General features: G+C 69.4%; 21 protein-coding genes and 1 pseudogene. 11 read left to right on the top strand and 11 right to left on the bottom strand.

Annotated elements, in window-relative coordinates:
- Window positions 1-6: 6 nt before the first annotated feature.
- A complete protein-coding gene (locus tag ACLQ28_RS29515) occupies window positions 7-1,107 on the bottom strand; it encodes a glycosyltransferase family 4 protein (protein WP_425689525.1) in 1,101 nt (366 codons plus the stop codon).
- Window positions 1,108-1,281: 174 nt separating this feature from the next.
- On the bottom strand, window positions 1,282-2,619 hold the full coding sequence (locus tag ACLQ28_RS29510) for a lipopolysaccharide biosynthesis protein (RefSeq protein WP_425689524.1): 1,338 nt from the start codon (window positions 2,617-2,619) through the stop codon (window positions 1,282-1,284).
- A gap of 450 nt (window positions 2,620-3,069) precedes the next feature.
- Between ACLQ28_RS29510 and ACLQ28_RS29505 the strand changes: the two are divergent.
- Window positions 3,070-4,236, top strand: a pseudogene (locus ACLQ28_RS29505) (glycosyltransferase); the annotation flags it as partial.
- Window positions 4,237-4,256: 20 nt separating this feature from the next.
- Here the strand turns inward: ACLQ28_RS29505 and ACLQ28_RS29500 are convergent.
- The gene (locus tag ACLQ28_RS29500; RefSeq protein ID WP_425689523.1) at window positions 4,257-4,955 is read right to left on the bottom strand and encodes an acyltransferase; all 699 of its coding nucleotides are present in this window, start codon (window positions 4,953-4,955) and stop codon (window positions 4,257-4,259) included.
- The gene (locus ACLQ28_RS29495; protein ID WP_425689522.1) at window positions 4,955-5,497 is read right to left on the bottom strand and encodes a DapH/DapD/GlmU-related protein; all 543 of its coding nucleotides are present in this window, start codon (window positions 5,495-5,497) and stop codon (window positions 4,955-4,957) included. The genes ACLQ28_RS29500 and ACLQ28_RS29495 overlap by 1 nt, the downstream gene beginning before the upstream one ends.
- A 275-nt stretch (window positions 5,498-5,772) precedes the next feature.
- On the opposite strand from ACLQ28_RS29495, the gene ACLQ28_RS29490 reads away from it, so the two are divergent.
- Together ACLQ28_RS29490 and ACLQ28_RS29485 are read left to right on the top strand one after the other, a co-directional pair.
- Complete coding sequence (locus ACLQ28_RS29490) at window positions 5,773-6,873, top strand: hypothetical protein (protein WP_425689521.1); 1,101 nt, start codon at window positions 5,773-5,775, stop codon at window positions 6,871-6,873.
- 58 nt (window positions 6,874-6,931) lie between these two features.
- Window positions 6,932-10,042, top strand: a complete 3,111-nt coding sequence (locus ACLQ28_RS29485) for a M14 family zinc carboxypeptidase (RefSeq protein ID WP_425689520.1) — start codon at window positions 6,932-6,934, stop codon at window positions 10,040-10,042.
- Window positions 10,043-10,092: 50 nt separating this feature from the next.
- Here the strand turns inward: ACLQ28_RS29485 and ACLQ28_RS29480 are convergent, their stop codons facing one another.
- Entirely contained in the window at window positions 10,093-11,349 is a 1,257-nt protein-coding gene (locus tag ACLQ28_RS29480) for an acyltransferase family protein (RefSeq protein ID WP_425689519.1), read from the bottom strand.
- Between the two features lie 207 nt (window positions 11,350-11,556).
- Between ACLQ28_RS29480 and ACLQ28_RS29475 the strand changes: the two genes are divergently transcribed.
- A complete protein-coding gene (locus tag ACLQ28_RS29475; protein ID WP_425689549.1) occupies window positions 11,557-12,468 on the top strand; it encodes an NAD(+)/NADH kinase in 912 nt (303 codons plus the stop codon).
- Window positions 12,469-12,602: 134 nt separating this feature from the next.
- Here ACLQ28_RS29475 and pgm read toward each other — a convergent pair whose 3' ends face one another.
- Both pgm and glgC read right to left on the bottom strand, forming a co-directional pair.
- Window positions 12,603-14,243: a phosphoglucomutase (alpha-D-glucose-1,6-bisphosphate-dependent) gene (gene pgm / locus ACLQ28_RS29470; protein WP_425689518.1), complete on the bottom strand. Its 1,641-nt coding sequence runs from the start codon at window positions 14,241-14,243 to the stop codon at window positions 12,603-12,605.
- 31 nt (window positions 14,244-14,274) lie between these two features.
- A complete protein-coding gene (glgC, locus tag ACLQ28_RS29465; protein ID WP_425689517.1) occupies window positions 14,275-15,507 on the bottom strand; it encodes a glucose-1-phosphate adenylyltransferase in 1,233 nt (410 codons plus the stop codon).
- Between the two features lie 72 nt (window positions 15,508-15,579).
- Here glgC and glgA point away from each other — a divergent pair, with 72 nt between their 5' ends.
- Window positions 15,580-16,806, top strand: a complete 1,227-nt coding sequence (glgA, locus tag ACLQ28_RS29460; RefSeq protein WP_425689516.1) for a glycogen synthase — start codon at window positions 15,580-15,582, stop codon at window positions 16,804-16,806.
- Between the two features lie 14 nt (window positions 16,807-16,820).
- Complete coding sequence (locus ACLQ28_RS29455; RefSeq protein WP_425689515.1) at window positions 16,821-17,285, top strand: hypothetical protein; 465 nt, start codon at window positions 16,821-16,823, stop codon at window positions 17,283-17,285.
- A gap of 24 nt (window positions 17,286-17,309) precedes the next feature.
- On the opposite strand, the gene ACLQ28_RS29450 is transcribed toward ACLQ28_RS29455, so the two are convergent.
- The gene (locus ACLQ28_RS29450; RefSeq protein WP_425689514.1) at window positions 17,310-17,915 is read right to left on the bottom strand and encodes a TetR/AcrR family transcriptional regulator; all 606 of its coding nucleotides are present in this window, start codon (window positions 17,913-17,915) and stop codon (window positions 17,310-17,312) included.
- A 97-nt stretch (window positions 17,916-18,012) separates the two neighbouring features.
- On the opposite strand from ACLQ28_RS29450, the gene ACLQ28_RS29445 reads away from it, so the two are divergent.
- The gene (locus ACLQ28_RS29445; protein ID WP_425689513.1) at window positions 18,013-19,116 is read left to right on the top strand and encodes an FAD-dependent monooxygenase; all 1,104 of its coding nucleotides are present in this window, start codon (window positions 18,013-18,015) and stop codon (window positions 19,114-19,116) included.
- Window positions 19,117-19,140: 24 nt separating this feature from the next.
- Here ACLQ28_RS29445 and ACLQ28_RS29440 read toward each other — a convergent pair whose 3' ends face one another.
- On the bottom strand, window positions 19,141-20,163 hold the full coding sequence (locus ACLQ28_RS29440) for an inositol-3-phosphate synthase (RefSeq protein WP_425689512.1): 1,023 nt from the start codon (window positions 20,161-20,163) through the stop codon (window positions 19,141-19,143).
- Window positions 20,164-20,181: 18 nt separating this feature from the next.
- Here ACLQ28_RS29440 and ACLQ28_RS29435 point away from each other — a divergent pair, with 18 nt between their 5' ends.
- From ACLQ28_RS29435 to ACLQ28_RS29425, 3 genes are all read left to right on the top strand, one after another.
- The gene (locus ACLQ28_RS29435) at window positions 20,182-21,432 is read left to right on the top strand and encodes a DUF222 domain-containing protein (RefSeq protein WP_425689511.1); all 1,251 of its coding nucleotides are present in this window, start codon (window positions 20,182-20,184) and stop codon (window positions 21,430-21,432) included.
- Between the two features lie 112 nt (window positions 21,433-21,544).
- Entirely contained in the window at window positions 21,545-23,023 is a 1,479-nt protein-coding gene (locus ACLQ28_RS29430) for an NF041680 family putative transposase (protein WP_425689510.1), read from the top strand.
- A gap of 145 nt (window positions 23,024-23,168) precedes the next feature.
- Window positions 23,169-24,049 (top strand): IS5 family transposase gene (locus ACLQ28_RS29425; RefSeq protein WP_425689509.1). Its coding sequence is split into 2 segments (ribosomal slippage): window positions 23,169-23,745 and window positions 23,745-24,049, totalling 882 coding nucleotides; the frame shifts between segments, so codons are not numbered across the junction.
- Window positions 24,050-24,081: 32 nt separating this feature from the next.
- Here the strand turns inward: ACLQ28_RS29425 and ACLQ28_RS29420 are convergent.
- Both ACLQ28_RS29420 and ACLQ28_RS29415 read right to left on the bottom strand, forming a co-directional pair.
- Complete coding sequence (locus tag ACLQ28_RS29420; RefSeq protein WP_425689508.1) at window positions 24,082-24,720, bottom strand: hypothetical protein; 639 nt, start codon at window positions 24,718-24,720, stop codon at window positions 24,082-24,084.
- Window positions 24,721-25,185: 465 nt separating this feature from the next.
- Window positions 25,186-25,959 carry a hypothetical protein gene (locus ACLQ28_RS29415; RefSeq protein ID WP_425689507.1) on the bottom strand — a complete coding sequence of 258 codons (774 nt, stop codon included), beginning with the start codon at window positions 25,957-25,959 and terminating at the stop codon, window positions 25,186-25,188.
- Between the two features lie 188 nt (window positions 25,960-26,147).
- Between ACLQ28_RS29415 and ACLQ28_RS29410 the strand changes: the two genes are divergently transcribed.
- A complete protein-coding gene (locus ACLQ28_RS29410; protein ID WP_425689506.1) occupies window positions 26,148-26,975 on the top strand; it encodes an ABC transporter ATP-binding protein in 828 nt (275 codons plus the stop codon).
- Window position 26,976 lies beyond the last annotated feature (1 nt).

Genomic DNA, 26,976 nt, shown 5'->3' with positions numbered 1-26,976 from the left:
GTGCCGTCACTCCTGGATGATCCGCTGGTAGACCCGGTCGAGGGCGCCGAGCATGACGTCGAGGCTGTAGCCCTCAGCTACCACCTTGCGACCCAACTCGCCCACATGGTGCCGCTCGGCGGGGTCGTCGAGCAGTGGCGACAGCGCCCCGGCCAGGGCGTCCGGGTTACCCGCCGGCACCAGCCGTCCGCCGCCCGAGCGCAGCACCTCGACGTTGCCGCCCACCGCCGACGCGACGACCGGCAGCCCGTGCGCCATCGCCTCCAGCAGCGCGTTGGAGAGGTTCTCGTGCAGGGTCGGGAAGACGAAGACGTCCGCCGCCGCGAGCAGGTCGGGCACGTCGAGCCGGTTGCCGAGCAGCCGCACCTCGACCCCGTCGACCCCGGTTAGGACGGCCTCGATCGCGTCCCGGTCGGGGCCGTCACCGGCGACCAGCAGCACCCGGCGAGCGGCGAACTGCTGCTGCCGGCGGTCGGTGGACGGTGGCAACCGGCGCAGTGCGTCGGCGAGGACGCCGTACCCCTTCTCCCAGGTCAGCCGTGACACCGCGATCATGGCCACGTCAACGGGACGCAGGCCCAGTTCGGCGCGGACCCGCTCCCGGGACGCGCGGGGGTGCGCCGGCAGCGGCACACCGTTGGGGATCACCCCGACGAACTTCCCGCCCAGGCCGCCGAGGAAGCCCCGGCCGGCGGCGTACTCGCAGACGGTGCCGACGTGGCTGGCCAGCCGCAACGTCACGGGCTCGGCACCGTGCACCAACAGCCGGCGCCGCCAGGGCCGGCCGGAATCATGCAGGTCGCGTACCGTGCCGTGCACGGTTACCAGGACCCGCGGGCAGCCGGCGAGGCGGGCGGCGAGCACCCCGTGCAGGCCTTCGTTCTGCAACCCCCGGACGTGCACCAGGGCGGGTCGGACCCGCCGAAGCAGACGCACCCACTCCCGCAGCAGCGGCACGTTCAGGCTGCCGTTACCCGCGCTCTGGTGCATCCGGACGAATTCGTACCGGTCGGCGAGGGGCGAGGCGAGCACCCGCTGCACGGCGGTCAACGGGCCATTGGCCCCGGGAGTGCCGGCCGAGTGCTGCACCACCACCGGCCGAGTCACGGCGCGACTCCGACCGACGTCGGGCGGCGAGGGCTGTCGCCCACGGTCAAACGCTGCATCAACCCTCATTCCAACGGCGGCTCAGCGACGCCCCGATCCGGCTGCACTGACCGCACCACGGTTGGTAACTGCGGTCCCAGCGACGAAGTGACGCGACGTCGCTGGGTGGCCCGATCACGTGCCCACGACGGGCGCGACCTGGGCGTGCCGGCCGGACCCCGGCGCTGCCGCGGCCAACGCACGGCGGTAGCCGAAGACGGCGGCCGGCAGCACCGTCAACGCGTATGTCCCGGCCGATGCCATCGCCACGCCGGGCAGACCCACCCGCGCGGCCAGCACGATCTTCAGGGGTACGGCCAGCAGCAGGCAGGCCGCCCAACCGACGAACTGGGGCCGGAGCAGACCGATGCTGTTCTGCACCATGAACAACGGGGCCGCGACGGCCAGCAGCACCGACCAGACGGCGAGCGCGGCGAGCAGGGTACGTGGCACCGGCACAAGGTCGGTCGAGCGCACCCAGAGTCGCAGCACGTCGTCACCGAAGAGCACGAGCGCCGCCCCCGGCAGGGCGACCACGGCGGCGGACAGGTAGACCATCCGGGGTGTCGTGCGCTGCACCCAGGCCAGGTCACCGCGCGCCAACGCCTCGCCGTTGGCCGGCCACAACGGCAGGTTCACCAACGTGATGAAGAGCGTCAGCAGGGCGAACATTCGCAGGACCACCGCGTACGTCGCCGCGGCCGGAAGCCCGAGAACCCGGCTGATCAGGAAGCCGTCGAGGTTGAGCACCACCGAGGAGAGCACCGAGAGCAGGAAGAACCGGGCGCCCAGCCGGAGCAGCCCTCGGGCCACCACCGCCCGCACGCACCGGAGGCGGGGCCGCAACTGCCGGTCCTGCCAAGTGAAGTAGCACAGGGCGTTGGCGAGGTTGACCGCCGGCACCGCGAGCACCGCCCCGGCGATGACCAGCAACGGGTCGGCCCCACCGGTGACCACCGCGTAGACCAGGGCAACCGAGACCAGACTGCCGCCGGCCTGCCAGAGGTTGCTCTGGGCCACCTGCTGCTGGGCGTACTGAACGCGCTGGATCAGAGCGAGGGGGATGTTGATCAGAAACGCGCCGAAGCAGAGCAGCACCACCGGGCGGGCGTCGCGGGCGACCGCCGGATCCGTCGCGTTCAGCAGCGCCGGCCAGGGCACCAGCCGCAGGGTCATCGCCAGGAGGCCGAGCAACAGTACGGACACCGCGCCGAGCAGTGCGTAAGCGCTGGAAACCTCCCGGGCAGCCGCCTCCCGTTCGCCGGTGCCCCGCAGCCTGGCCAGTCGGGTCAGCAGCCCGTTGCCGAGCCCGAAGTCCGCGAAGAGCGCCATGCCGGTGAGGGAGGTGACCGCCATCCAGAGGCCGAACCGCTCGGCTCCCAGGCTGTGGAACGCCAGCGGCGTGATCAGCAGTGGGGCGGCCAACCCGACCATCTTGCCGGCCAGCGAGGACACGATCCCGCCGGCCAGCACCCGGCTCCGGGATTTCTCCGCCCGGTGCCCAACGGCCGAGGATGATCGTCGCCGGGCCGGATCGACACGGTTGGACCGCCGCGCACCGGCGGCCTCCCGGTGCCGCCCAGCGGCCGATGTCGACTTGGCCTCTTCGACAGCCCCGTGACGGGCGGGCATCAGACCCGCCGGGGCGCTGGCCGGAAGAGCCTTGCCGGCCCGTCGATCGCTCGGCGCGGTCGGCAAACGGCGGCACACACCTGCCCAGTAATCGGTGGTCGCATGCCGGTGCCGCCTCCATGCCCCGTCGACAGGTCATTCCTACAACGACGGTCACCTGCGGCAGTGACGAAAAGTGGCTGATTCGTCACTCGATGCACCGCGACACGACGCATGGACAGCGCGTGACTACAAAGGACAACCTAGACTAAACGCTCAAACCGTCAGGAACCCATTCCCAGGGAGCAGCTCGTGGGTCAGCCCACCACCATCGCGCACCTCATCCCGGCCCTCCAGCCCACCGCGACGCCGCAGGTGCTGGCGCTGGCCGCGTACCGGTTTCCGCACGGTGACGCACTCTCCAACCGCCTGCTGCAACTGGCCCGGTCCGCCACTCCCCCGGGCGGGGTGACCCTGGTGGTCAACGACTGGCCCGACGACGGGTCGCGCCCCTCCGTCGCTCCGGATCTGCCAGCGGACGTACGACTGATAACCCTGCCCCGCCGCCGCATCGGCGGTGGGCTCCTCGGCCGCTGGCTGCACCGACGCATCCGGCCGCTGCGGGTGCTCGCCGCGCTGCGCCGCGCGGGCATCCGCCCGAGTGGGTTGGCTGGCGTGTACCTGCCGCTGGGACTGTGGGACCTGCTCACCTGGGCGGTGCTGCGCGCGGCGGTGCGCTGCCCGGTGACCGTGGACGTGCTCGAACGGCACGACCGGGCGCAGTTCCCCCGGGGCTGGCGCACGCCGTACTTCGTCCGGCACCGGTGGGCGTTCTCGCTGGTCGGCCGGCTCGCCGACCGGGTCATCGCCATCTCCGAGGTGTTGGAGCGGCACTTCGTCGGCAAGGGTCGACCGACGCTTGTGGTGCCGCCACAGGTGGATTGCGCCGGCTACGACGATCCCGCCCCGCCCTCGCTCGACGACGGGCTCCGGCTGCTCTACGCGGGCTCGGCCGGCGCCAAGGACCAGCTGGCCGTGGTGCTGGAGGCCATCCGCAGCCTCGCGCCCGCCGACCGGGCCCGGGTGCGCCTGGTGATCGCCGGGATCAGCCGAGAACAGGCCGGCAGCCTCTCCGACCTGGTCGAGGCCCGCTCCGCCGACCTCGACGACCAGGTGTCCTTCCTCGGCTGGGTGCCGCGCGAGCGGGTGCTCGCCGAGCTGGGCCGGGCGCACTTCTCGGTGCTGGTCCGCCCGCCGGTCGGGTACGCCCAGGCGGGCTTCCCGTCCAAGGTGCCGGAGAGTCTGGCCGCCGGCTGCCCCGTGCTGCTCAACCACACGAGTGATCTCCACCGGTACATCGTGGATGGCCGCGAGGGCATCGTGCTCGACGGTTCCGGTGCGGACGACGTCCGGCGGGGGCTGGAACGGGCGCTACTGCTCGATGACCCGGGCTGGTGGGCGATGAGCCGGGCGGCCCGCGAGCGGGCGCACTGCTTCGACTACCGGGCCTGGAGGCCGGTGGTCAGCGACTTCGTCACCGGCGCCGGCCGTGGCTCGGGCACCGGCAGCTCAGCCAGGCCGGCCAGTTCGGCGGGGGTCAGTCGGCGCTCCGGCGGGTAGAGCTGCCGCTCATGGTCCCCGATGGTCTCCAGCGGCCACCGCAGTCGGATCACCCGGGCCGGGTTGCCGGCTGCCACCGCGTACGGGGGCACCGACCGGGTGACGACCGCGCCCGCGCCGATCACCGCACCTCGGCCAATGGTCACGCCGTGCAGGATCACCGCCCGGGTGCCCACCCAGACGTCGTCACCGATGATCACTCCTCGGTCGTGGGTCTCGTCGTCGGGATCCTTGCCGACCGCGATCATCGGAACGCCGACCTGGTCGATGCGGTGGTTACCCCCCCGGACGGTCACCTCGGGACCGAACATGACGTTGTCGCCGATCCGGATCCGCGCCCGAGCCGCCATCAGGACCGGTCGATAGCCGAGGTCCACGTTGTGCCCGACCTCGATCGTCTCGTAGGTGTAGACACCGTCCGGGTCGAAGGTGAAGTTGTCCCCCCGCGCGGCGAACCGGCCGGCCAGGGCGAGGCCCCGGACGGCCCGACGGGCTCGGGCGCCGGTGCACAGGAGACGGTCCAACGCCACGACCACCGGGCCGAGGAGAGCACCGGGCCGCCCGGCAGCCACGCGCATCAGAAGCCGGCCCTACCGGCACCGGCCTGCTCGGGCACCCCGTAGATCTGGCGGATCACCGCGGCCTTCTCGGCCGCCGGCAGGTGCCCGCACCCCAGCGACCGGGCGCGCATCCGGTCGAGATATTCGTCGACGCTGCGGATCACCCGGGCCGGAACGCCGGCCGCGACGCTGTTGTCCGGGATGTCCCGGGTCACCACCGAGCCAGCGCCGATGATGCAGCGGTTGCCGATCGTCACTCCGGGCAGAATGGTCGTCCGTACGCCGAGGTAGACGTCGTCCCCGATGTGGATCGGCGCGGTCCACTCCAGATCGGGCACCTCCTTGCGGAGGATCAGCGTGCCGCCGTCGTGGGTGATGAACTGGACCCCGGCGGTGATGTAGACGTTGTCGCCGAGGGAGACGAGCCACGGCTCGGAGCCGAACATCGCCCGGTCGATGCCGTAGAACCGGACTCGACCCCGCAGATCGACGCCGAGGGACCGGGCGAATCCCTCCGGGTCCCGAGCGGCTGCCCGCCGGTCCCGCAGGGCTTTTGCCACACCGCGCACCATGCTGAGCAACGCTGACCCCCGGTTCTCGCTGTGGGTGGGACTGAACGCGCGGTCCGAAGTGTAATTCGGCCTACTCGCCAGCATTGCCGCAATCGCCGAAATGCAGGACAGAAGATGGCAACCGACACGACACGAACGCTGCATACGTTTGCATTTGTGCGGCTGTAGTCTGATTAGCGCATGTTTTACTGGCCGGCGTCCAGTTCATCGGACCGCCCGCACCGCACCGCCGGCCAAGAGCCTCTGCCAGCAGAGAGACCGACATGACCAGAATTCTGATCCTGACCGACTACCGCGGCACGTTCTACTCCACGGCCCGCACCAAGCTCGGCCTGTGCACGATGGACCTCGACAAGATCACCGCGTACTTCACCGACGCCGGCCTCGAACCGGAGGTCGTCCGGTTCGCCGACCTGGACCTGAGCGACGGCCTGCACGGGGTGCCGGTGCTCTACACCTCGTCCGAGGATCGCGGGCTGCACTACAAGAGCTGGATCGAGGATCTGGTGCTCGCGCTGGAAACCGCTGGCGTGCGAATCATCCCGGGCTACCGATACCTGCGCGCGCACCACAACAAGGTGATGATGGAGGCGCTGCGCGCCCAACTCTTCCCGCAAGACGCCCGCCGCCTCGGCACCCGCACCTTCGGCACCTACGAGGAACTCGCCACGACGGAGCTGGACGGCCCCTGGCCGAAAGTGGTCAAATCGGCGTACGGCGCCGGCTCCCAGTTCGTGGCCCGCGCCGCCGACCGACAGGAACTGCTACGCACCGCCCGCGCCCTCAGCCAGACCCAGGACCGCACCGAGGCCGTCCGCGAGCGCGGCCGACGACTGCTGCGCCGCGACCACCATGCCCACTCGCTGCACCGACAGAAGTTCCTGGTGCAGGCGTTGATCCCTGGGTTGAGCGGTGACTTCAAGGTGCTCCGGATGGGCGAGCGCTACTACACCCTCTACCGCCGTAACCGTCCCGGTGACTTCCGGGCCAGCGGCAGCGGCGACTTCGACTTCTCGGACATGGCGGGCGTCGACCGCGACGCGTTGCTCGACTACGCGGAGCAGGTCTCGGACGTCCTCGGCACGCCGCTCACCTCGCTGGACATCGGCTACGACGGTGACCGCTTCCACCTGCTCGAGTTCCAGTGCCTGCATTTCGGCACGGTGACCGCAGAAAATTCGACCGGCTACCACATCCGAGAGAACGGCCAGTGGCGATACGTCGAGGAGGAGTGCGACATCGAGGCGGTGTTCTGCGAGTCGATCGTCGGACACCTGCGGCGTACCGGGCCAGCACTGCCCCGACCATCACACCAGGCAGCGACGCCGACACGGGCAGCAACCTTGCGCCCGTCGAACTATTGACTTCGATCACCCCACGCCGAAGGCTCGCGCCTACAGGTCCTTCACCCAAGGAGGCGCGATGAGACCGAGACGACTGGCGATCGCCAGCGTGGTCACCCTGCTCGGCGCACTGGCGTTGACCCCGCCGGCCAGCGCGAAGCCACCGTCCGACCCTGGCACGCGCGACGGCCTGGAGGTGTACGTCGGCACGGTCGATGCGAAACAGCGGGATCAACTGCGCGCGGCGGGGGTCGACCTCGGCCACGACGCGAAGACGGACTCGGCCGGCCGCACCACGGTCGAGACGGTGCTCAGCCGCCGGCAGGCCAAGCGGTTGACCGACAAGGGCGTCCCTCTGTCGGTCAAGAAGGTGCACGGCAAAGACGCGTCGCAGGCGCTGCGGGAGCAGGCCGCAGCCGGCTGGACCTCGTTCCGCCCCTACGGTGAGCCGGGCGGCCTCCGGGACGAGCTGAACGCCACCGCGGCCCGTTTTCCCAAGCTGACCAAGGTGGAGACTGTCGGCCGCAGCCAACAGGGCCAGCCGATTCTCGCCCTGAAGGTCACCAAGAACGCGCGTACCGTCGCGGACGGTAAGCGACCGGCGGTGCTCTACGCCGGTGCGCAGCACGCCCGCGAGTGGATCACGCCGGAGATGACCCGCCGGCTGATGCATCACGTGCTGAACAACTACGGCACCGACCGGGAGATCACCCGTCTTCTGGACACGACCGAGCTGTGGTTCCTGCCGGTCGCCAACCCGGACGGCTACGACCACACGTTCACCCCCGGCAACCGGCTGTGGCGCAAGAACCTGCGCGACAACAACGGCGACGGGCAGATCAGCTCGGGCGACGGCGTCGACCTCAACCGCAACTTCAGCTACAAGTGGGGGTACGACAACGAGGGCTCGTCACCCGAACCGAACAGCGAGACCTACCGTGGCCCCGGCCCCAACTCGGAGCCGGAGACCGTAGCCCTGGACCGGCTCTTCAAGCGGGTCGGGTTCGAGTTCTTCGTCAACTACCACTCGGCGGCCGAGCTGCTGCTCTACGGCGTCGGCTGGCAGGTGAGCACCCCCACCCCGGACGACATGATCTACAAGGCGATGGCCGGTGACGACGCGCACTCCGCGGTCCCGGGCTACGACCCGGACATCTCCGCCGAGCTGTACACCACAAACGGTGACACCGACAGCCACGCCACCGTCAAGTACGGCACGTTGGGCTTCACCCCGGAGATGTCCACCTGCGAGGCGGCCTCGGCGGTCGACCCGGACGACGAGTGGCGCCCGGAGGACTGCGTCAGTGGCTTCATCTTCCCCGACGACGAGGCCCTCATCGCCGGCGAGGTGAGCAAGAACCTGCCGTTCGCGCTGGCCGTGGCGAAGTCGGCGGCGCACCCGGACGAACCGGTGTCGGTGGTCGGCCGGAGCACCCCGGACTTCGAGGTGGATACGTTCGACACCTCGTACGGGCGCACCCAGCAGGTCGCCTCGATCACCCGTCGTTCGCTGAAGAACGTCCGGATGCACTACACGGTCAACGGCGGGCGGCCGAAGACTGTCGCGGTCCGCGAGTGGCGCGGCGGCGAGCGGTACGGCGACACCCACGACGATTACTACGCCGAACTGCGCGGCACGGTCACCGGCGCGAAGCCGGGTGACCGAGTCGAGGTCTGGTTCACCGGGAACAAACCGCGTGCCGGGGTGGTGGCTAGCGTTCACTTCACCTACCGGGTGCACAGCGACATCGGCGGTGACGTGCTGGTCCTCGCCATGGAGGACGTCACCGGCCTCAGCCCGGCGCAGACCGGCACCACCGCGAAGTACGCCGACGAGGTCGCCGCGTCGCTGAGCGCCGCCGGGCGCAGCAGCGACGTGTACGACTTCGACACGATGGGCCGCAAGGCGCCACATCCGCTCGGCGTGCTGTCGCACTACAAGGCGGTGGTCTGGGAAACCGGCGACGACGTGATCCTGCGGTCCCCCGGCCAGGTGGCCGGCACCACGGCCAAGGCGGCGCTGGACACCGAGCTGGCCGTCCGGGACTACCTCAACGAGGGCGGCAAGCTCCTGGTCAGCGGCCAGTACGCGCTGTTCGCCCAGGGCGCCAACGGGTCGTACGTCTATCACCCGGACGCGCCACCGGAGTGCACCGACGCGGAGGCCCTCACTTGCCTGCCGTTGTTGAACGACTTCCAGCAGTACTGGCTGGGCGCGTACAGCTACGTCAGCGACGGCGGAACCAGCCCGGACGGGGAGCCGTACCCGGTCGCCGGGACCGACGCCCCGTTCGCCGGCTTCACCGGGCAACTCAACGCACCAGGGTCGGCGGAGAATCAGGCGCACACCGCGTCGTTCCTGACCACGTCGGGCTTCCTCCCGCCGGACGAGTTCCCGCAGTTCGCCAGTTCCGCGCCAGCGGGCTGGACCCGGCCGGGCGGTGCGCCGTTCGACCCGCGTACGGGTGAGTGGTATCTGCACAGCGGACAGGCCGACGAGTCGTACAAGCGGCTCTCCCGCACGGTGGACCTCACCGGGGCGAGCAGTGGTGAGTTGCGCTTCTTCACCTCGTACGAGATCGAGCAGGACTGGGACTTCCTCTTCGTCGAGGCGCACGAGGTGGGCGGCGACAACTGGACGACCCTGCCGGACACCAACGGCAAGACCAGCACGGTCACCGGGGAGAGCTGCGCCAGCAGCTGGGACGAGCTGCACCCGTTCCTCACGCACTACCAGGGTGCGGACTGCTCCCCCATCGGGAGCACCGGCAGCTGGAACGCGGCGACCGGGACTTCGAACGGCTGGAAGGAGTTCGCGGTCGACCTGTCCGGCTACGCCGGCAAGCAGGTCGAGGTGTCCATCACGTACGCCTCGGACTGGTCCACGCAGGGCCTCGGCGTCTTCGTGGACGACGCCCGCGTGCTGGTCGACGGTTCGACCGTGGCGGAGACCTCGTTCGAGTCGGACGACCTGGGCGGTTGGACAGTGGCCGGGCCACCGGCCGGGTCCGGTGGCAACGCCAACGACTGGTCGCGTAGCCAGCAGGCGTTCGAGGAAGGCTCGGTGGTGGTAACCGGGGACACGGTCTACCTGGGCTTCGGGCTGGAGGGTCTGCCCCCGGCGGCCCGCAATGACCTGGTAGCACGCTCGCTGACCCACCTCGGGGTGGGTGGCCGGGTCCGGCCCTAGCGTCCCGCACGGTAGGTACCCCGGACCGCGGTCCGGGGTACCTACCCGGATCAGTCGGTGGAGTTGGCGGTGACCTGGGGCAGGATCAGGGTCGGGCCATCGATCGACGGCGGCGTCCGCATCGCGGGCACCGGGCCGGCGGCCGCCATCGCCGGAGCTGCCGGTGCCGGTGCCGGTGCCTCTGCCGTGGCGGACGGGGTCGGATGCGGGCTGGACGGCGTGTCACTCGGCGACTTACGCAGGTACGCCGAGTTCCGGGCCGCGACGAAGCGGCGCTTCAACCAGCCGGAGACCGGCTTCTCGACGAACCGGTTCACGAGCCACGAGGCGACCAGGAGGATCACCACCACGGTGAGCCCGGTCAGCCAGGCCGGGAGCGCCGGGTGCAGGTAGTGGATCATCACCCAGCCGATGTACTCGTGCAGCAGGTAGAGCGGGTAGGTCAGGGCGCCGGCGGTGGTCAGCCAGCGCCAGCTGACCGTGAAACGACGGGTCGCCACCACGGCCATGACCAGATAGAAGAACGTGACAATCGCCGCCTCGACCATGCTGATCTGCGTCGGCGACAGCACGGTCCGGGACGGGGCGTAGGGGCTGACGGTGCCGATCATCTGGAGCGCGACGAGCCAGGACGCGCCCACCAGTCCCCAGAGGTAGATGTCAGAGCCGTGGCGGTAGATCAGGAACAGAGCCATGCCGCCGACGAAACAGGCCGCGCTGCGGGGCACCAGGAGGTCGGTGAGCATCGGGATGGAGTGGTACGCGAACAGGCTGGCGATCAGCCACCCCGCGGCGAAGAGCAGCACCCGCCGCGGGGTGTACCCGCGAACCAGCACGAAGAGACCGAAGAGGAGGTAGAAGCGCAGCTCGTGGGCGAGAGTCCAGTAGACGGAGTCGACCGCGTCCACACCCATGAGGTCGTTGAACATGGTGAGGTTGGTCAGCACGTCGCCCGGGCGCTTCGGCTCACGGACCACCGGCCACAGGGCGAGCACCGCGGAGGTGGCGAGCACCCCGAACCAGTACGCGGGATAGAGCCGGATGATCCGGGCGGCCGCGAACTGACCCAGGCCGCGCCCCTCCGCGCTCATGCAGATCACGAAACCGCTGATCAGGAAGAACAGGTAGACCCCGAGCCACCCGAACTGGGTGTAGATGCTGAGCGTCGGCAAGGCCGCGCCGTCCGGCCCTCCCCAGGCATCACCGAAGACCGTGAGATGGAAGCCCACGACGAGCAGGGCCGCGACCAGTCGCAAGCCATCGAGCACGTACAGGCGTGAGGGCGCGACCCCGGGCGGCGTTTTCACAGGACTCCTCGGCGAAAGGGGGCCCCGGCCCCGCGCCGGCCCCCGATGTGCCGTGCACATTAACGGTCGGCGAAGGCAAGCTAGCAGTCCGGTGGACAGGGCGGCAACACCCTCCGAACCCGGCCGGTCGGGCCGCCTCGGCCGGCGGCCTGCCCCGTACGCCAGACGCATCCGACGCCGATGTGGTGAGCTGTACGGGTGTCGGGGCTGGGTCTTGTGCTGCACCCCACCCGGGATGTCACCGAGGTGGTCGGGATCATCGAACGGTGGGCGACGCGCCACCACAAGACGCTGATGGTGCGTGCGGAGGACCAGCACCGCGTGCCGTCCTGCGTGGAACCGGTGCCGGAGCACGAGGTAGCCACCCGCTCCAACGCGTTGATCAGCATTGGCGGCGACGGCACCATGCTGGGTGCGCTGCGCTCCGCCGTCCTGGACCCGAAGCCGGTGCTCGGCGTACACCTGGGTCGTCTGGGTTTTCTCGTCGAAATTGAGCCACCGGAGCTGCCCGAGGCACTGAGCCGGTTGTTGTCGAAGGAGTTCACCGTCGAGTCGCACGCCTGCCTCGCCTGTGACGTCTGCGGAGACGACATCGTGGCGTTCAACGACATTGCGCTGGTCCGCCAGCCCGGGTCCGGTTTCGTCAACGCCACCCTCGCGGTCGACGGCCAGCAGTACGGCTACTACCGCTGCGACGCCGTGGTGGTGAGCACCCCGATCGGCTCGACGGCCTACAGCTACGCCGCCGGAGGCCCGCTGGTCTCCCCCGCTGCGGACTCGGTGGTGATCACTCCGTCGGCGCCGATGGCCGGCATCTCCCGGTCGGTGGTGCTCTCGCCGGACGAGAAGATCCGGCTGGAGTTGGAGCCCGATTCATCAGCGGTCGTGGTGGAGATGGACGGGTTGGTGTTTCGCGACGCGGCGACCGAGGGTGCCGTGGACATCAGCTACCGCCGCAATGCGGGCCTGGTGGTCCGCTTCGACCCGCTGCGTTACCAGGAGCGCAACCAGTTGAAGATGAGCCTGCTCGACCTGCCGTTCCTACCCGAACAGCTCCGCGAACTACTCCCCAAAGAACTAATACGCCGAACCCAACAAGAACTACCCCCACCCTGCTAACCCCCCCACCCCACCCCACCCCCTTCCCCGGTTGATCAAGAGGTTTGCGTCATCCTGCGCGACGTTCGTGACGCAAACCTCTTGATCAACTTGGCCTGGGGGGTTGGGGTGGGGTGGGGGTGGGTGGGGTGGGGTTAGGGGGTTAGGGCTTGGTCTACCAGGTTTTTGGCTTCTTCTTGGATCTGTTTTAAGTGGTCGGGGCCTTGGAAGGACTCGGCGTAGATCTTGTAGACGTCCTCGGTGCCGGAGGGTCTCGCGGCGAACCAGCCGGACTTCGTGCTGACCTTGAGGCCGCCGATCGGGGCGTTGTTGCCGGGCGCGGTGGTCAGCGTCGCGGTGATCGGCTCACCAGCAAGCTCGGTGGCGGTGACCTGCTCCGGGGAGAGTTTGGCGAGCACGGCCTTCTGCTCCCGGCTGGCCGGGGCGTCGATCCGGGCGTACGCGGGTGCGCCGAACTTCTCGGCCAGCTCCGCCCAGTGTTCGCTCGGGGTGCGACCGGTGGTGGCCAGAATCTCGGCGGCGAGCAGGCAAAGCAGCAGGCCGTCCTTGTCGGTGGTCCAGGTGGAACCGTCGCGGCGGAGGAATGACGCTCCCGCGCTCTCCTCGCCACCGAAGCCGACGGCCCCGTCCAGCAGGCCGGGCACGAACCACTTGAAGCCGACCGGCACCTCCAACAGTGGCCGGCCCAGGTCGGCGGCGACCCGGTCGATCATCGACGAGGAGACCAGGGTCTTGCCCACCGCAGCGGACGGACCCCATTCGGTACGGGTGCGGAACAGGTGACCGATCGCCACCGCCAGGTAGTGGTTGGGGTTCATCAGGCCGGCATCCGGGGTGACGATGCCGTGGCGGTCGGCGTCCGCGTCGTTGCCGGTGGAGATCTGGAAATCGGCGCGGGCGGCGATCAGCGACGCCATCGCGTTGGGCGAGGAGCAGTCCATCCGGATCTTGCCGTCGCCGTCCAGCGTCATGAACCGCCAGGTCGGGTCGACCGTCGGGTTGACCACCGTCAGGTCCAGTCGGTGCCGCTCGGCGATCTCACCCCAGTACGCCACGCTCGCCCCGCCCAGCGGGTCCGCGCCGATCCGAATCCCGGCAGCGCGGATCGCGTCGATGTCGATCGCGGCCGGCAGGTCGTCGACGTAGTGGGCGAGGAAGTCGTACTCCCCGGTGGTGTCGGCGGCCCGAGCCCGCGCGTAGGTGATCCGGCGGACCTCCTTGAGCCCGGCGGCGAGGATGGCGTTGGCCCGGTCCTGGATCCACCGGGTCACGTCGGTGTCGGCGGGCCCGCCGTTTGTGGGGTTGTACTTGAAACCGCCGTCGTCGGGTGGGTTGTGCGACGGGGTGATGACGATGCCGTCGGCGAGCCCGCTGGTGCGCCCCCGGTTGTGGGTGAGGATCGCGTGCGACAGCGCCGGAGTCGGGGTGTAGCCGTCGCGGCTGTCCACCAGCACGGTGACGCCGTTGGCGGCGAGCACCTCCAGGGCGTCCACCGCGGCCGGCGCGGACAGCGCGTGGGTGTCCCGGGCGAGGAAGAGGGGCCCGTCCAGCCCCTGCTCCCGCCGGTAGTCGCAGAGCGCCTGGGTGACCGCCAGGATGTGGTCGGAGTTGAACGCGTTGCGCAGGCTGGAGCCACGGTGGCCGGAGGTGCCGAAGGAAACCTGCTGCGCCGGGTCCGCTGGGTCCGGATGCTCGGCGTAGTAGGCGGTCACCAGGCGCGGCACGTCGACCAGGTCGGCGGGCTCGGCAGGCTGGCCGGCACGGGGGTGGGTCACTGCGGGATCCTCCTCGGGGAGTGCGGATCGGTCACGGCTCGACCTTCTGGCCCTTACCGATCACCACGATGCCATTGTCGGAGACGGTGTAACGCTGCCGGTCCTTCTCCAGGTCGACGCCGATTTCGGTGCCCTCCGGGACGAACACGTTCTTGTCCAGGATGGCCCGCCGGATGACCGCGTGCCGGCCGATCTCCACACCCTCCATCAGCACCGAACCGTCGACGTGCGCCCAGGAGTGCACTCGGACCTTCGGCGAGATGATCGAGTTTTCCACCAGCGACCCGGAGATCACCGATCCCGGGGAGACCATCGAGCCGACCGCCCGGCCGACCCGCTCGCCCCACTGGTGTACGAACTTCGCCGGCGGCCACGGAGGCTGTTCGGTGTAGATCGGCCAGTCGAAGTTGTAGAGGTTGAACACGGGGTGCACGTTGATCAGATCCATGTGCGCGTCGTAGAACGAGTCGAGCGTCCCCACGTCGCGCCAGTAGCCGCGGTCACGGTCGTCGCTGCCCGGCACCTCGTTGTCGCGGAAGTCGTAGACGTTGGCCTCGCCCCGCTCGACGAACATCGGGATGATGCTGCCGCCCATGTCGTGCTTGCTGGTCTTGTCTTCGGCGTCGCGTTCGACGGCCTCGCAGAGCGCCCGGGTGGTGAAGACGTAGTTACCCATCGAGGCGTAGATCTCGTTCGGCGCGTCCGGAAGGCCGACGGCGTCGGTGGGCTTCTCGCGGAACGCGCGGATGCGCTTGCCGTCCTCGCCGACCTCGATGACGCCGAACTGGTCGGCCATGGACAGCGGCTGGCGGATGCCGGCAACGGTGACCCCAGCGCCGGAGGCGATGTGGTCGTCCACCATCTGCCGCGGGTCCATCCGGTAGATGTGGTCGGCACCGAAGACGATCACGTAGTCAGGCTGCTCGTCGTTGATCAGGTTGAAGCTCTGGTAGATGGCGTCGGCGGAGCCAGCGAACCACCAGGGGCCGCGACGCTGCTGGGCGGGGACCGGGGTGACGTAGTTGCCGAGCAGCGTGGACATCCGCCAGGTCTTGGTGATGTGCCGGTCGAGCGAGTGGGACTTGTACTGGGTCAACACGACGATCTTGAGAAAGCCCGCGTTGGCCAGGTTGGAGAGGACGAAATCGACCATGCGGTACATCCCGCCGAACGGGACGGCCGGCTTGGCCCGATCTGTGGTGAGTGGCATCAGGCGCTTGCCCTCACCACCCGCCAGGACGATCGCGAGCACCTTGGCAGCCATGCCCCGACGCTATCCACCCGCGTCCGACTTCACCACTCGTACGGGGACTCTTCTGCACTAGGGTGCGAGGTCATGACGGAACCCACCCCTCTGCGCGTCGACCTTCTCACTCGTGAGTACCCGCCGGAGGTCTACGGCGGCGCCGGGGTGCACGTCGAGTACCTGGCCCGGGAGTTGCGCCGCCACACCGACGTGAGGGTGCACTGCTTCGGTCTGCCGCGCAGCGAGCCGGGCGTCACCGCGTACACCGAGCCACCCGGCCTGACCGGCGCGAACGCCGCGCTGCGCACGATGGGCGTGGATCTGGAGATGGCCGCCGGCGCGGCCGGCACCGACGTGGTGCACAGCCACACCTGGTACGCGAACCTCGCCGGCCACACCGCGAAGCTGCTGCACGGGGTGCCGCACGTGGTGACCGCGCACAGCCTGGAGCCGCTGCGGCCGTGGAAGGCCGAGCAGCTCGGCGGCGGTTACGCGCTCTCCTCCTGGATCGAGCGCACCGCGATGGAGGCCGCCGACGCGGTGATCGCGGTCAGCGGGGGGATGCGCAACGACGTGCTCACCGCCTACCCGCAGATCGACCCGTCCCGGGTCCGGGTGGTCTACAACGGCATCGACACCATTCAGTACGCCCCGGACGGCGGCACCGACGTGCTGGACCGGCTCGGCATCGACCCGACCCGGCCCAGCGTCGTGTACGTGGGAAGGATCACTCGACAGAAGGGCCTGCCCTACCTGCTGCGGGCCGCCCGGGAGCTGCCGGCGGACACCCAGCTCGTGCTGCTCGCCGGCGCCCCCGACACCGCGGAGATCGCCGCCGAGGTCGAGGAGTTGGTTGCCGAGCTGAGGGCCAACCGGTCCGGCGTGGTGTGGGTGGCCGAGATGCTGCCCAAGCCCGAGGTGATCCAGGTGCTCACCCACGCCACCGTCTTCGTCTGCCCGTCCGTGTACGAGCCGATGGGCATCGTCAACCTGGAGGCGATGGCCTGCGAGACCGCGGTGGTGGCGACCGCGACCGGCGGCATCCCCGAGGTGGTGGCCGACGGCGAGACGGGTCTGCTGGTGCCCATCGAGCAGGCCACCGACGGGTCCGGCCGACCGCTGGCCCCGGAGAAGTTCGTCGCCGACCTGGCGGCGGCGGTGAACACGCTGCTGGCCGACCCGGCGCGCACCGCGCGGTTCGGCCAGGCCGGTCGGAGGCGCGCCGTGGAGCACTTCTCCTGGGACGCCATCGCCCGGCAGACGCTCGACGTGTACCGCTCGGTCGGCGCGGGCTCCGGCGCGGGCCTCGGCGGCTGAGGGAGACGGGGGATATGCGGTACGACGAACTCGAAGCGGCGATCCTCCAGTTGGTCGTCGCGGCTGGCGAGGACCAACTGCGCGTCTTCGGCCTCGAAACAGTCACCCGGCTGGTCCGGGCGGAGCTGCTCGAGACCGTCGCGGACGACGAACTGAACGAGGACGGGTGGGCGGCGCTGGCCAGCGCCCGCGAGAACGTCCCGACGGCCGACGCGACCCAGCTACGCGCAGAGCTGGAGCGGATCGAGGCGGGCATCCTCGCCGACGGCGACCTGGATCAGGGGCTCCTGATCGTCATCACCGCGCTTGAGCACTGGACCACCTACCTGGAGGAGAACGCGCGCGGGGAGCTGTACGAGCTCGCCATCCGCTCGGTCGAGGAGGTCGACTTCCAGGTTTCGGCCGATCTCGACGACGTCCTCGGCACCCCGGAGATGGCCGCCGAGTACGAGCGAATCAGGCGCCTGCTCACCGCGTAGCCCGCAATCGGCCCAACCGCGCGCTCAGGCCGACCCGCCCAGCCCGCCGGCGAACAGCGCGACGATCGTGTCCAGCACCTCGTCGTCGGTGTACCCGGCCCGGCCCGACTCGGGCAGCGCATACCCCATCATCGCCAGTGTCGCGCCCATCACCGCCGCTACCACCTCCGGCGGGCCGGGCAACGGGCGGCCCGTCTCGCGTGAGTGTTCGAGGTGCTCGCGCAGCATGCGGGTGTCCTCGGCGAGCCGTCGCCACCGCTGGCCGTCTCCGTTGCCGCCGGCCACCGACGCTTCGAACAACGCCGCCGTGACCTCCCGGTTGCCCCGGATCAGCCGCCAGGCCAGGGCGAGGTGCTGGTGCAGCTGGTCACGGTCGGTCAGGTCGTGCGGCGGGTGCGGCTCGTCGGTTGCCATCGCCTCGTGCGCGGCGTCGTGCATGTCTGCGGCCAGCGCGTCGAGCAACTGCTCCTTCGACTCGAAGTGCTCGTAGAACGAGCCGGTCGCGCGGCCGGCCGCTGCGGTGATGTCGGTGATCTTCGTGTTCAGGTAACCGCGCGCCGCGAACTGCTCCCGGGCCGCGTCCTTCAGGGCGGCTCGCGTCTCGGCCGCTCGTGTCTTGCGTACTCCCATAGGCGACATCATACTGAACCTGCATTCCATGAATTAGAATTCAGTGAACTGAGATTCAACATCAGTTCAATCGGTACGGCGACCAAGGAGACAGATCATGCGGGTGTCGATCATCGGGGCGGGCGTGGCCGGCAGTGCGAGCGCTATCGCGTTGCGGCGCATCGGTGCCGACGTCACGGTCCACGAGGCGTACCCGGACCCGGCCGGCCCGGTCGGGTCGTTCGTCAGCCTCGCGGTCAACGGGCTGCGCGCCCTCGAATCGCTGGGCTGCCTGCCGGCGGTGCGGGCGGCAGGCTTCCCGGTCGAGCGGCAGCGGATGTGGTCCGGTCGGGGCAAGCTCCTCGGGGACGTGGCGCGCGGCCGCCGACCCGAGGACCCGTGGCGCAGTGTCACGCTGCTGCGCGCGGACCTGGTCGGGGCCCTCCGTGACGCCGCGGCCGACGCCGGGGCGCGACTCGACATCGGCACCCGCGTGACACTCGCCGACGTGCTGGCCGACGAACGCCCCGACCTGGTCGTCGCGGCCGACGGCATCTGGTCGGCGACCCGGAGCGCGCTCGACCCGGACGCGCCGGCGCCGCGATACGCCGGAATCGTCACGATCTCCGGCGTCTCCCCGCGACCGGACGTCGCCGCCCGGGACGGCTTCAACTGGGTGTTCGGCCGCGACGGCGTGTTCATCTACCTGCCGACGCCGGACGGCCAGGTGTGGTGGTCGGCGCAGATTGCGAGCCGGCACGAGCCGGAGAAGCCGACCGTCGATGGGCACTTCCGCACCGAGCCGGTGCCGGCCGCGATCCTCGACGCCCGGACCGCTATCCGGTCCACCACGGTCACCCGCACGCTCAGGCCGGTGCGGCGCCGACACGACGGCCGCACAGTCCTGGTCGGCGACGCCGCCCATCCGGCCGGTGCCGGCCAGGGCGCGTCGATGGCGCTGGAGGACGCGGTGATCCTGGCGCGCTCGGTGGCCGCGCACGAGCGGGTCGACGCCGCGCTGGGCGAGTTCGACCGGCTCCGGCTCCCCCGCGCCGGCAAGCTTGCCAAGATGGAGGCGCGCAACCGCGACGCGAAGACGTCCGGCGCGCTCACCGCGCGCGTGCGCGAGATCGTGATGCCGATCGTGTTCGACCGGGTCTTCGAGAAGGCGACCGGCTGGCTCTACGCCACCCCGGACCTGACCTTGCCGGTACGCGCTTAGGCCCTGTCCCGGTTGACGGCGATCTCAGATCGCAGTTCCGGGTGGGGATTTGAGCATCGGCGTCGCCTCGGCAAGACTTCCGCCCTGCCCTTTTCGTAGCGCGCTGGCCGCCATGCGAATCAGGTCGATGTTGACCCCCGCGGCACCACTCGGGTCATGCACCTTCAGTTTTACGTCAAGACTCACGGCTGTCTCGCCCCAACCCTGCGCCTCAAGATTGAGGTGCGCCACCTTCTGCGATTTGAGCTGCGACAGGTAACCGAGCGGGGCCACCTGCACCTTGTCAGCCGCCGACAGAGCGTTGAGCTTCGACTGATGCTTGGAATTCGGGTTCTCGACCAGGTTACGGAAGTCTTCGGTGCCCCCGAGATTGACCTGATAGGAACTGACCAGGGTGAGGCCCCGATCCGCGAGCAACCGCAGCAGCGCGTCGTGCAGCACCGAGGTGCCAAACTGGCTCGCCAGGTCATCGCCGAGCAACGGCAGCCCGGCCGCTTCGAAATTTGCCATCAGCTCTGGATCGCGGGCTACCGGGTCGGAGGTGGTGTTGATGAAGGCGATACCTGCTCGATGGGCGGCCACGGCGTACGCCTTGGCGGTCTCCGGCCGGCCGCTCGGCGCCGAGTAGAGGAGCACCTCCGCCCCGGCCAGCGCCGCTGCCACCCGGTCGATTTCAGTCGCGTCGACAAGCCCCTTGATGACGGGGACACCTGCCTCGGGGAGTTCGCAGTTGAGCTTGGGGAAATTGTTGGGCGCCATGAAGATCGCCTCGGTGAGGTCCCTGCCGATCTTTTCGTCGGACCTGGCGAAAGCCGCAACGAAGTCGATGTCATCCACTGCGAGCCCGTCGATCACCGGCCGGCGGATGCCCACCAGGCTTCCGGTTTCGCGGTGGAGAGCAATTCCCTGCACCAGTGCTGAGGTGTTGTTACCGACACCGACAACCGCAACTCTCACCCGTTCGATCATGAACGAGAGGCTACCCACCTGAGGGTGAATGATCCACGAGGGCAAGATCATTGCTCCGGGAACGAAGGTGTCGTACATCTGTTCTAGTCTCTGGTGATGATCGATGCGTTGGAGCAGGCCGAAGCCGCGGTGGCGGGCTGCTTCGACACGGCCGCCTGGGCCGCGTCCGAGCCTGATCTCGTCGCGGCGTTGGATGCCACGCACCGCCTTGAGCAACGCCTGGCAGCGGTCAAGCTGACCCTCGTGCGGGAGTTGGACGGTCGAGGCACCGCCACCGCACAGGGCGCGTCCTGCACCGCGGTCTGGCTGCGCGACCGGTTGCGTCTCGGCGTCGGCGCGGCCCGCCGACTCGTCGAGCTCGCCGCGACACTCGACACCGCCCCACCCGAGGTGCGCGACGCCCTGACCAGCGGGTCGGTCGACGTGGAGCAGGTCCGGGTCATCGCCGAGACGGTCCAGACCGTCCACACCACCGCCGGGTCGGAGGCCGCCGACAAGGCCGTCAGCGTCCTCGTCAACTGGGCAGCGCAGTTTGACGCCACCGGGTTGCGCAAGCTCGGCACCCGCGTCCTCGACCACGTCGCACCGGAGATCGCCGATGCCGCCGCCGAGGCGGCGCTGCGGGCGCAGGAGTCGCGGGCTGCCCGAGACCGGCACGTCACCGTGAGCGAGCAGCCCGACGGTCGGCTGCGCCTCACCGGCATCCTCGACGTCGAGGCCGCCTGCCTGCTGCGCGCCGCCATCGACCCGCTGACCACGCCCACCGGCCCCGACGACACCCGCACAGCGGGCCAACGCCGCCACGATGCCGTCGCCGATGTCTGCCGACTCGCCCTGCGCCGCGGCGACCTGCCAGACAACGGTGGTGACCGCCCTCAACTCGTCGTCACCACCACCTACGACGGGTTGACGCGGCAGTTGGGCACCGGCGCTCTCGACATCGGTCTGCAGCTCACCCCCGAAGCCGTGCGTCGGCTCGCCTGCGACGCCGCCGTCCTGCCCGCCGTTCTCGGCAGTTCCGGCCAACCACTCGACATCGGCCGGCAACGCCGGCTCATCACCGGCCCGCTCCGACGCGCCCTGGTGCTGCGCGACCACGGCTGTGCCTTCCCCGGCTGCGACCGCCCACCCCGCTGGTGCGACGCCCACCACATTCGCCACTGGGCCGACGGCGGTGACACCAGCCTGGCCAACGCGGTGCTGCTCTGCGGCCACCACCACCGACACATCCACCACGGCGACTGGGTCGTGCAGCTCGACTCCGACGGCCACCCCGAATTCATCCCACCCGCCTGGCTCGACCCCGACCAGGTCCCCCGCCGCAACCACTACCACCGACGCATCTAACTTTATCTTTAACCTGGGGTTGGTTCGCATCGACCCCGGCTGATCATGGCCGCAGCCCTTGATTGATCATTCTTCTTGTCGAGGGAAGAAGATCGGGATCAAGGGCTGCGGGATGATCAGTGTGCATGACGCCACGCGTGAGAGCGCGGTTGGGGACCTCGCGACGTTCCGTACGGAACTGCATCGTTGTCTGAGCGCCCGAGCGGATGCGTTGTTCGAGTTGGCTGACGCGGTGTTGTGCGCGGACGGACCGGTGCGGTCGCTGCCGGCGTTGTCTCTGGTGGCGGAGCATCGCCGAGGTCACGGCGCGTTGTACGACGCTCTTGGCGCCGGTCGCATCGATGTGCAACGGTTGCGGACGGTGGTGGCCTCGACGCCGATCCCACGGGCCGCCGATGGGCGGATCGTCCTGGCCGTAGATGTCACCTGCTGGCTGCGGCCGGAGGCGCACACCGTGCCGGAACGGATCCTGTGCCATACCTACGGTCGTGGCAAAGACCAGCACATCGGAGTGCCGGGATGGCCGTACTCGTTCCTGGTCGCGCTGGAAACCGGGCGTAGTTCGTGGACCGCCCCGCTGGATGCCATCCGCCTCGTCCCGGGTGCGGACCTGGCCGCGGTCACCGCCGGGCAGGTGCGTGACGTCGTGGGTCGCCTCATCGCCGCCGGACACTGGCGGCCCGGTGACCTGGCGATCTGGGTGGTCATGGACGCCGGCTACGACGCGGCCCGTCTCGCCTGGCTGCTGCGAGACCTACCGGTGCGGATTCTGGCCCGGATGCGCTCGGACCGGGTCCTGCGTCGCGCCCCGCGACCGTGGGTGCCCGGGCCCAGGTGCGGCCGGCCACCACGACACGGCACCGAGTTCATCTTCGGTGACCCGGCCAGCTGGGACACCCCGGACGTCACCACCGTGACCGAGACCCGGCTCTACGGCACGGCGACCGCGCGCGCCTGGTACCGGTTGCACCCACGCCTCACCCGCCGCGCTGCCTGGGCCGACTGCCCCGAACTGCCCATCCTGGAAGGCACCGTCGTGCGTCTCGACGTGCAACGGCTCCCCTCCGGCGCAACCGCGAAACCTGTGTGGCTGTGGTGGTCCACCGGTGCCGACCCAGCCGCCGACCCGGACACCGCAATGGTGAACCTGTTGTGGCAGGCGTTCCTGCGTCGCTTCGACATCGAGCACACGTTCCGGCTGTTCAAGCAGACCCTCGGCTGGACCGTGCCGAAACTGCGCGACCCGCACGCCGCCGACAGATGGACCTGGCTGATCATCGCCGCCCACACCCAACTCCGGCTGGCCCGGCCCCTTGCCGCCGACCTACGCCACCCCTGGGAACGACCAGCCCAACCCGAACGACTCACCCCGGCCCGCATCCGCCGCGGATTTCGTCACCTCCGCCCGACGACTACCTGTCCCGCCGGTGCACCGAAACCCACCCGGCCAGGCCCTGGACGGCCACCCGGACGACCCAACCGCCAACCCACCCGCCGCCACGACGTCCACACCGTCACCAGCAGCGACACCACGAACCAGAAGCCCAACAACAAGAAGATGACGAATCCCCGACCACGCCGCACAGGTTAAAGATCAAGCTAAAGCGTGTTTTAGAAGTCGTGGTGGCCGGTGAAGGTCCCGGCGTGGCGGTGATCGACAACTGAAGAGGTCTCCGGCATCTGGTTCTGCGACCAAGCAAGAACTTCATACCGGAGACCTCGTGGCCACCTTAGCGGTGACGAGGCGGCACGACCTGACCGACGCTCAGTGGCAGCGGCTCGCCGCACTGCTGCCTGCCGCGTCGGTGAAGGGGCGTCCGCCGAAGTGGGAGAAACGGCAGCTCATCGACGGGATCAGGTGGCGGATCCGGATCGGGTCGCCCTGGCGTGACGTCCCGGCCGAGTACGGACCCTGGCAGACGCTCTACGGACTGTTCCGTCGCTGGCAGCGCGATGGAACCTGGGAGAAGATCTTGTCTGCGTCGCAGGCTGCCGGCGATGCGGAGGGCCGGATCATCTGGACAGTCAGCGTGGACTCGATGACCAGCCGCGCCCACCAACACGCCGCCGGCGCCCGCAGAGACGGCCACCTGCAGAAAGAGCCACCCGGCGGCGTGCACGAAGAACCCGCCGATCACGCCCTCGGACGATCTCGCGGCGGTCTGACCACGAAGACGCATCTGGCCTGCGAGCAGGGGCAGAAGGTCCTATCAATAATCGTGACCGCCGGACACCGTGGTGACAGCCCGCAGTTCATCCCGGTCCTGCGCCGTATCAGGGTGACCCGTCTCGGAGTAGGCCGGCCCCGCACCTGCCCGACCTCGTTCTGGCGGACAAGGCCTACGCCAGCCGCGGCAACCGCGCCTACCTGCGTAAGCGTGGCATCAAGGCGTGCATCCCGCGCAAGAAGGATCAGGACGCCCACCGCAGGCCAAGGGCAGCCGCGGCGGACGCCCGCCCGCCCACGTTCGAGCGAGACCTCTACCGGATGCGACATGCCGTCGACAACGGCATCAACAGGCTCAAGCGCCACCGCGGCGTAGCCACCCGCTACGACAAGTTGGCCGTCCGGTTCCAAGCCATCCTGACCATCACCATCATCTGCGAATGGCTCTGACCGGGCTTATGAAAAACGCCTTAGTTGCAGTATTAGGCGGCAGCTGGTTCGGACATGATTCGCAGCCAGCGAGACCGGTGGAAGATTGGGTCCTCGGCGAGGACCATACATTCCCAGCTACCGTCGCGTCGTCCGGAGCGGCGGTCCGGTCCGTTGAACTGGCTGAGCCCGGTGGGCCCCCCATATCGGTGAATGTCCTCGTTGGTGGCGACCTCGTTGCCGCACCACGTCAGCTCGTCACCGGCCTCGTGCAGGGCGGTGGAGGTGCCTGACATCACCAGCGTGTGGGCATGTTCGGCGACGAACAATGCCTGCAGCGCCGGGTTGTATGTCCGGCCGGCCGGCGCGCGCGGAGCCGGTGCCGACATTGTCGCGGGGGCTCCGGGGCCACGGCGTAGCGTCGCACGGATCGTCGGCCAGGCCGACGGTCGTAGCGGCACATCGCGGCGCACGATGAGGAGGTCGGCCAATCCCTGGCTGTCACGCCAGGACGCGGCGGTATCGCTGGGTTCGTTCATCCGCAACGGCAGAAACACCGCGCTGTGTGGGCTGACCGCCGCCAGCCGGAACAGCGCCCCGAGGCGAAGTAGATCCGCGCGGGAGCTGATAAGAGCGCCGGTGTGCTGCCACAGCACATTGGTGATGTGGGTGTTGCGAAGTGGAGCCGCCATCGTGATCACCCGCCGTAGCTGGGCGCTACGGGACACGTGGTGAACGCGTAAGCGGAGGCGCATGCGCGCCGCGTCCGGAGGGCTGGTCACCGAGGCACGGTAGACCGGCGCCTGTTCAGGCCAATCGTGAATTCCCACAACGTGGCCGGGGAATCCGCCTTCAGGTCCAGCGCGTCAATGCACCACGTGGCTCCGCCTCGGACACCACCACCATGACCACTCCGGATCACGGCCGGTTTGCTCTGGACCGTCAGCCAGGTCGTCGCTGATAGTTGCGGGCGTTATTCATCTCCAGGTAGGTGACAACCTTTGCCATCCCGGCAGGCTATCCATCCTTCCGCCGAATGGGCCCAACACGAGCACTTCTGAAGCACGGCCCAGTGCCGTGACCACCAACGTTCGCCGGGTTGTCTTTCCTGCTCACCCGACTGGCCGTGACACTGCCACCGACTCGTACCTGCCTGGCTAGTCCGGGTAGGAGTCGTCGATCACCATTTCCCGGATCTCGATGATGCCGGGCCAGCGCCGGGAGACCGGGTCGGTGCCGCGGCGCAGCCAGAGAGTCGTGCCGTCGGCGGCCGTCGCGGTCTCGATGACATGGTCGGCGTCCGCCTCGATGCGGCCGGTCTCGACCGGGCCCAGGCCGAGCCTCTCCGCCTCGGTCCGCAGGTCGGCGCGGGCGAGGAACAACAGGGCCGCGCGACCCGGGTCCACGCCGACCGCAGCGGGCTCGACGCGAGCCAGCCACGGCTCCAGCGACTCCACGGTCTCGGCGATCGTGGTCGCCGGAACGGTGACGAACAGCCGGGCGACGACGTCCCCGTCGGCCGGCTCGATCTCCATCGTCCGGTCGGGGGTGAGGCCGGTGCCGTGGGTCGCGCCCTCCCAGCCCAACTCCTGGTCGGCCCGGTCGATCACCAGGCGGGTGGCTGGCGGGCCGGACGGGGGTACATCGGTTTCGGCGTAGCGGACGTTCGGCGAGTAGCCGAAGTCCTGCTCGCGCCAGCCGAAACGGTGCAGCAGCCGGTGCGCCATGGCGTGCATGGCGCGTTCCTCGTTCACGGCGACGAGTGCGCCCGACAGCAGCAGGTCCGCGCGTTCAACGTCGACGTCCATGCCGTCGGCGTGGATCTCGTCGGCGAGCGGAGCGTATCGACGCAGAGTGTCGGTGGCGTTCGCGGTGCCGCGTTCCAGCCTGAGCATCGCCTTCATCGCAAACGGCGGCTTGTCCTTCGCCACAAGTGCTCCTCACCAATGGGGCCTGGCGAACCAGGCCCCATTGTCCACAACAGCGAACGTGTCAGCCTCGACGGCTCCGGTCACTCGCGATTGGGCTGCCGTCGGCTGGTGTCCGTCGTCCGGTTGACAGCCGGGGTCAGTCCTCCGGTCGTCCCGTGGTGGGTTGGGTGCGGGCTTTGATGATTCCCATGACACCGATTGAAGTTCACCGCCTCCGTAAGACGTACGGGGGTGCGGCCGCAATCGACGGAATCGACATGTCCGTCGACAGTGGCGAGGTATTTGCGCTACTGGGCCCCAACGGCGCCGGTAAGAGCACCGCCATCGAAATCCTCGAAGGGCACCGCCGCCGCGATGGGGGCGACGTGCGGGTCCTGGGGGAGGATCCCGGCACGGCCGGACGACGGTGGCGGTCCCGGATCGGCATCGTGCTGCAGACGGCTACCGATGCCGCCGACCTCACGGTCGCCGAGACCGTCCGGCATTTCGCCGGCTACTACCCCTCGCCCCGCGACCCGGATGAGGTCATCTCCGCCGTAGGGCTGACGGCTAAGGCTGACGCACGGATCAGGTCGTTGTCCGGCGGGCAGCGGCGCCGCGTCGACGTGGCGCTGGGCATCGTCGGCCGCCCGGAACTGGTGTTCCTCGACGAGCCGACCACTGGGTTCGACCCGGAGGCCCGCCGGCAGTTCTGGGCTCTGATCCGTTCCCTCGCCGCCGATGGAACCACGATCCTGCTCACCACCCACTATCTCGACGAAGCCGCCGCCCTGGCCGGACGGCTGGCCATCATGGTCGGCGGGCGGATCGTCGCCGCGGGTACACCGTCCACCGTCGGCGGCCTCGCCCATGCACAGGCGACCGTCACCTGGCGCGACGGCGCCGGCCTGCACGAGGTTCGCACCGACTCCCCCAACACCGTCATTGCGCAGCTCGGCCCGGATATGACCGACCTGCAAGTTCGCCGCCCCAACCTGGAAGACGTCTACCTCGACCTGATCGGAGCTCGGTCATGAC

The organism is Micromonospora sp. DT201 (genome assembly GCF_049841575.1).
GTDB lineage: Bacteria > Actinomycetota > Actinomycetes > Mycobacteriales > Micromonosporaceae > Micromonospora.
The sequence above is the reverse complement of the archived record's forward strand: the minus strand, read 5'-3'. Positions and strand labels throughout refer to the sequence as shown.

Excerpts from the sequence above, each read along its gene's own strand:
- ACLQ28_RS29500 (WP_425689523.1), bottom strand. The coding sequence starts at position 4,955 with ATGCGCGTGGCTGCCGGGCGGCCCGGTGCTCTCCTCGGCCCGGTGGTC.
- ACLQ28_RS29490 (WP_425689521.1), top strand. The coding sequence starts at position 5,773 with ATGACCAGAATTCTGATCCTGACCGACTACCGCGGCACGTTCTACTCC.
- ACLQ28_RS29485 (WP_425689520.1), top strand. The coding sequence starts at position 6,932 with ATGAGACCGAGACGACTGGCGATCGCCAGCGTGGTCACCCTGCTCGGC.
- glgC (WP_425689517.1), bottom strand. The coding sequence starts at position 15,507 with ATGGCTGCCAAGGTGCTCGCGATCGTCCTGGCGGGTGGTGAGGGCAAG.
- glgA (WP_425689516.1), top strand. The coding sequence starts at position 15,580 with ATGACGGAACCCACCCCTCTGCGCGTCGACCTTCTCACTCGTGAGTAC.
- ACLQ28_RS29455 (WP_425689515.1), top strand. The coding sequence starts at position 16,821 with ATGCGGTACGACGAACTCGAAGCGGCGATCCTCCAGTTGGTCGTCGCG.
- ACLQ28_RS29450 (WP_425689514.1), bottom strand. The coding sequence starts at position 17,915 with ATGGGAGTACGCAAGACACGAGCGGCCGAGACGCGAGCCGCCCTGAAG.
- ACLQ28_RS29445 (WP_425689513.1), top strand. The coding sequence starts at position 18,013 with ATGCGGGTGTCGATCATCGGGGCGGGCGTGGCCGGCAGTGCGAGCGCT.
- ACLQ28_RS29440 (WP_425689512.1), bottom strand. The coding sequence starts at position 20,163 with ATGTACGACACCTTCGTTCCCGGAGCAATGATCTTGCCCTCGTGGATC.
- ACLQ28_RS29435 (WP_425689511.1), top strand. The coding sequence starts at position 20,182 with ATGATCGATGCGTTGGAGCAGGCCGAAGCCGCGGTGGCGGGCTGCTTC.
- ACLQ28_RS29430 (WP_425689510.1), top strand. The coding sequence starts at position 21,545 with ATGATCAGTGTGCATGACGCCACGCGTGAGAGCGCGGTTGGGGACCTC.
- ACLQ28_RS29420 (WP_425689508.1), bottom strand. The coding sequence starts at position 24,720 with ATGGCGGCTCCACTTCGCAACACCCACATCACCAATGTGCTGTGGCAG.
- ACLQ28_RS29410 (WP_425689506.1), top strand. The coding sequence starts at position 26,148 with ATGACACCGATTGAAGTTCACCGCCTCCGTAAGACGTACGGGGGTGCG.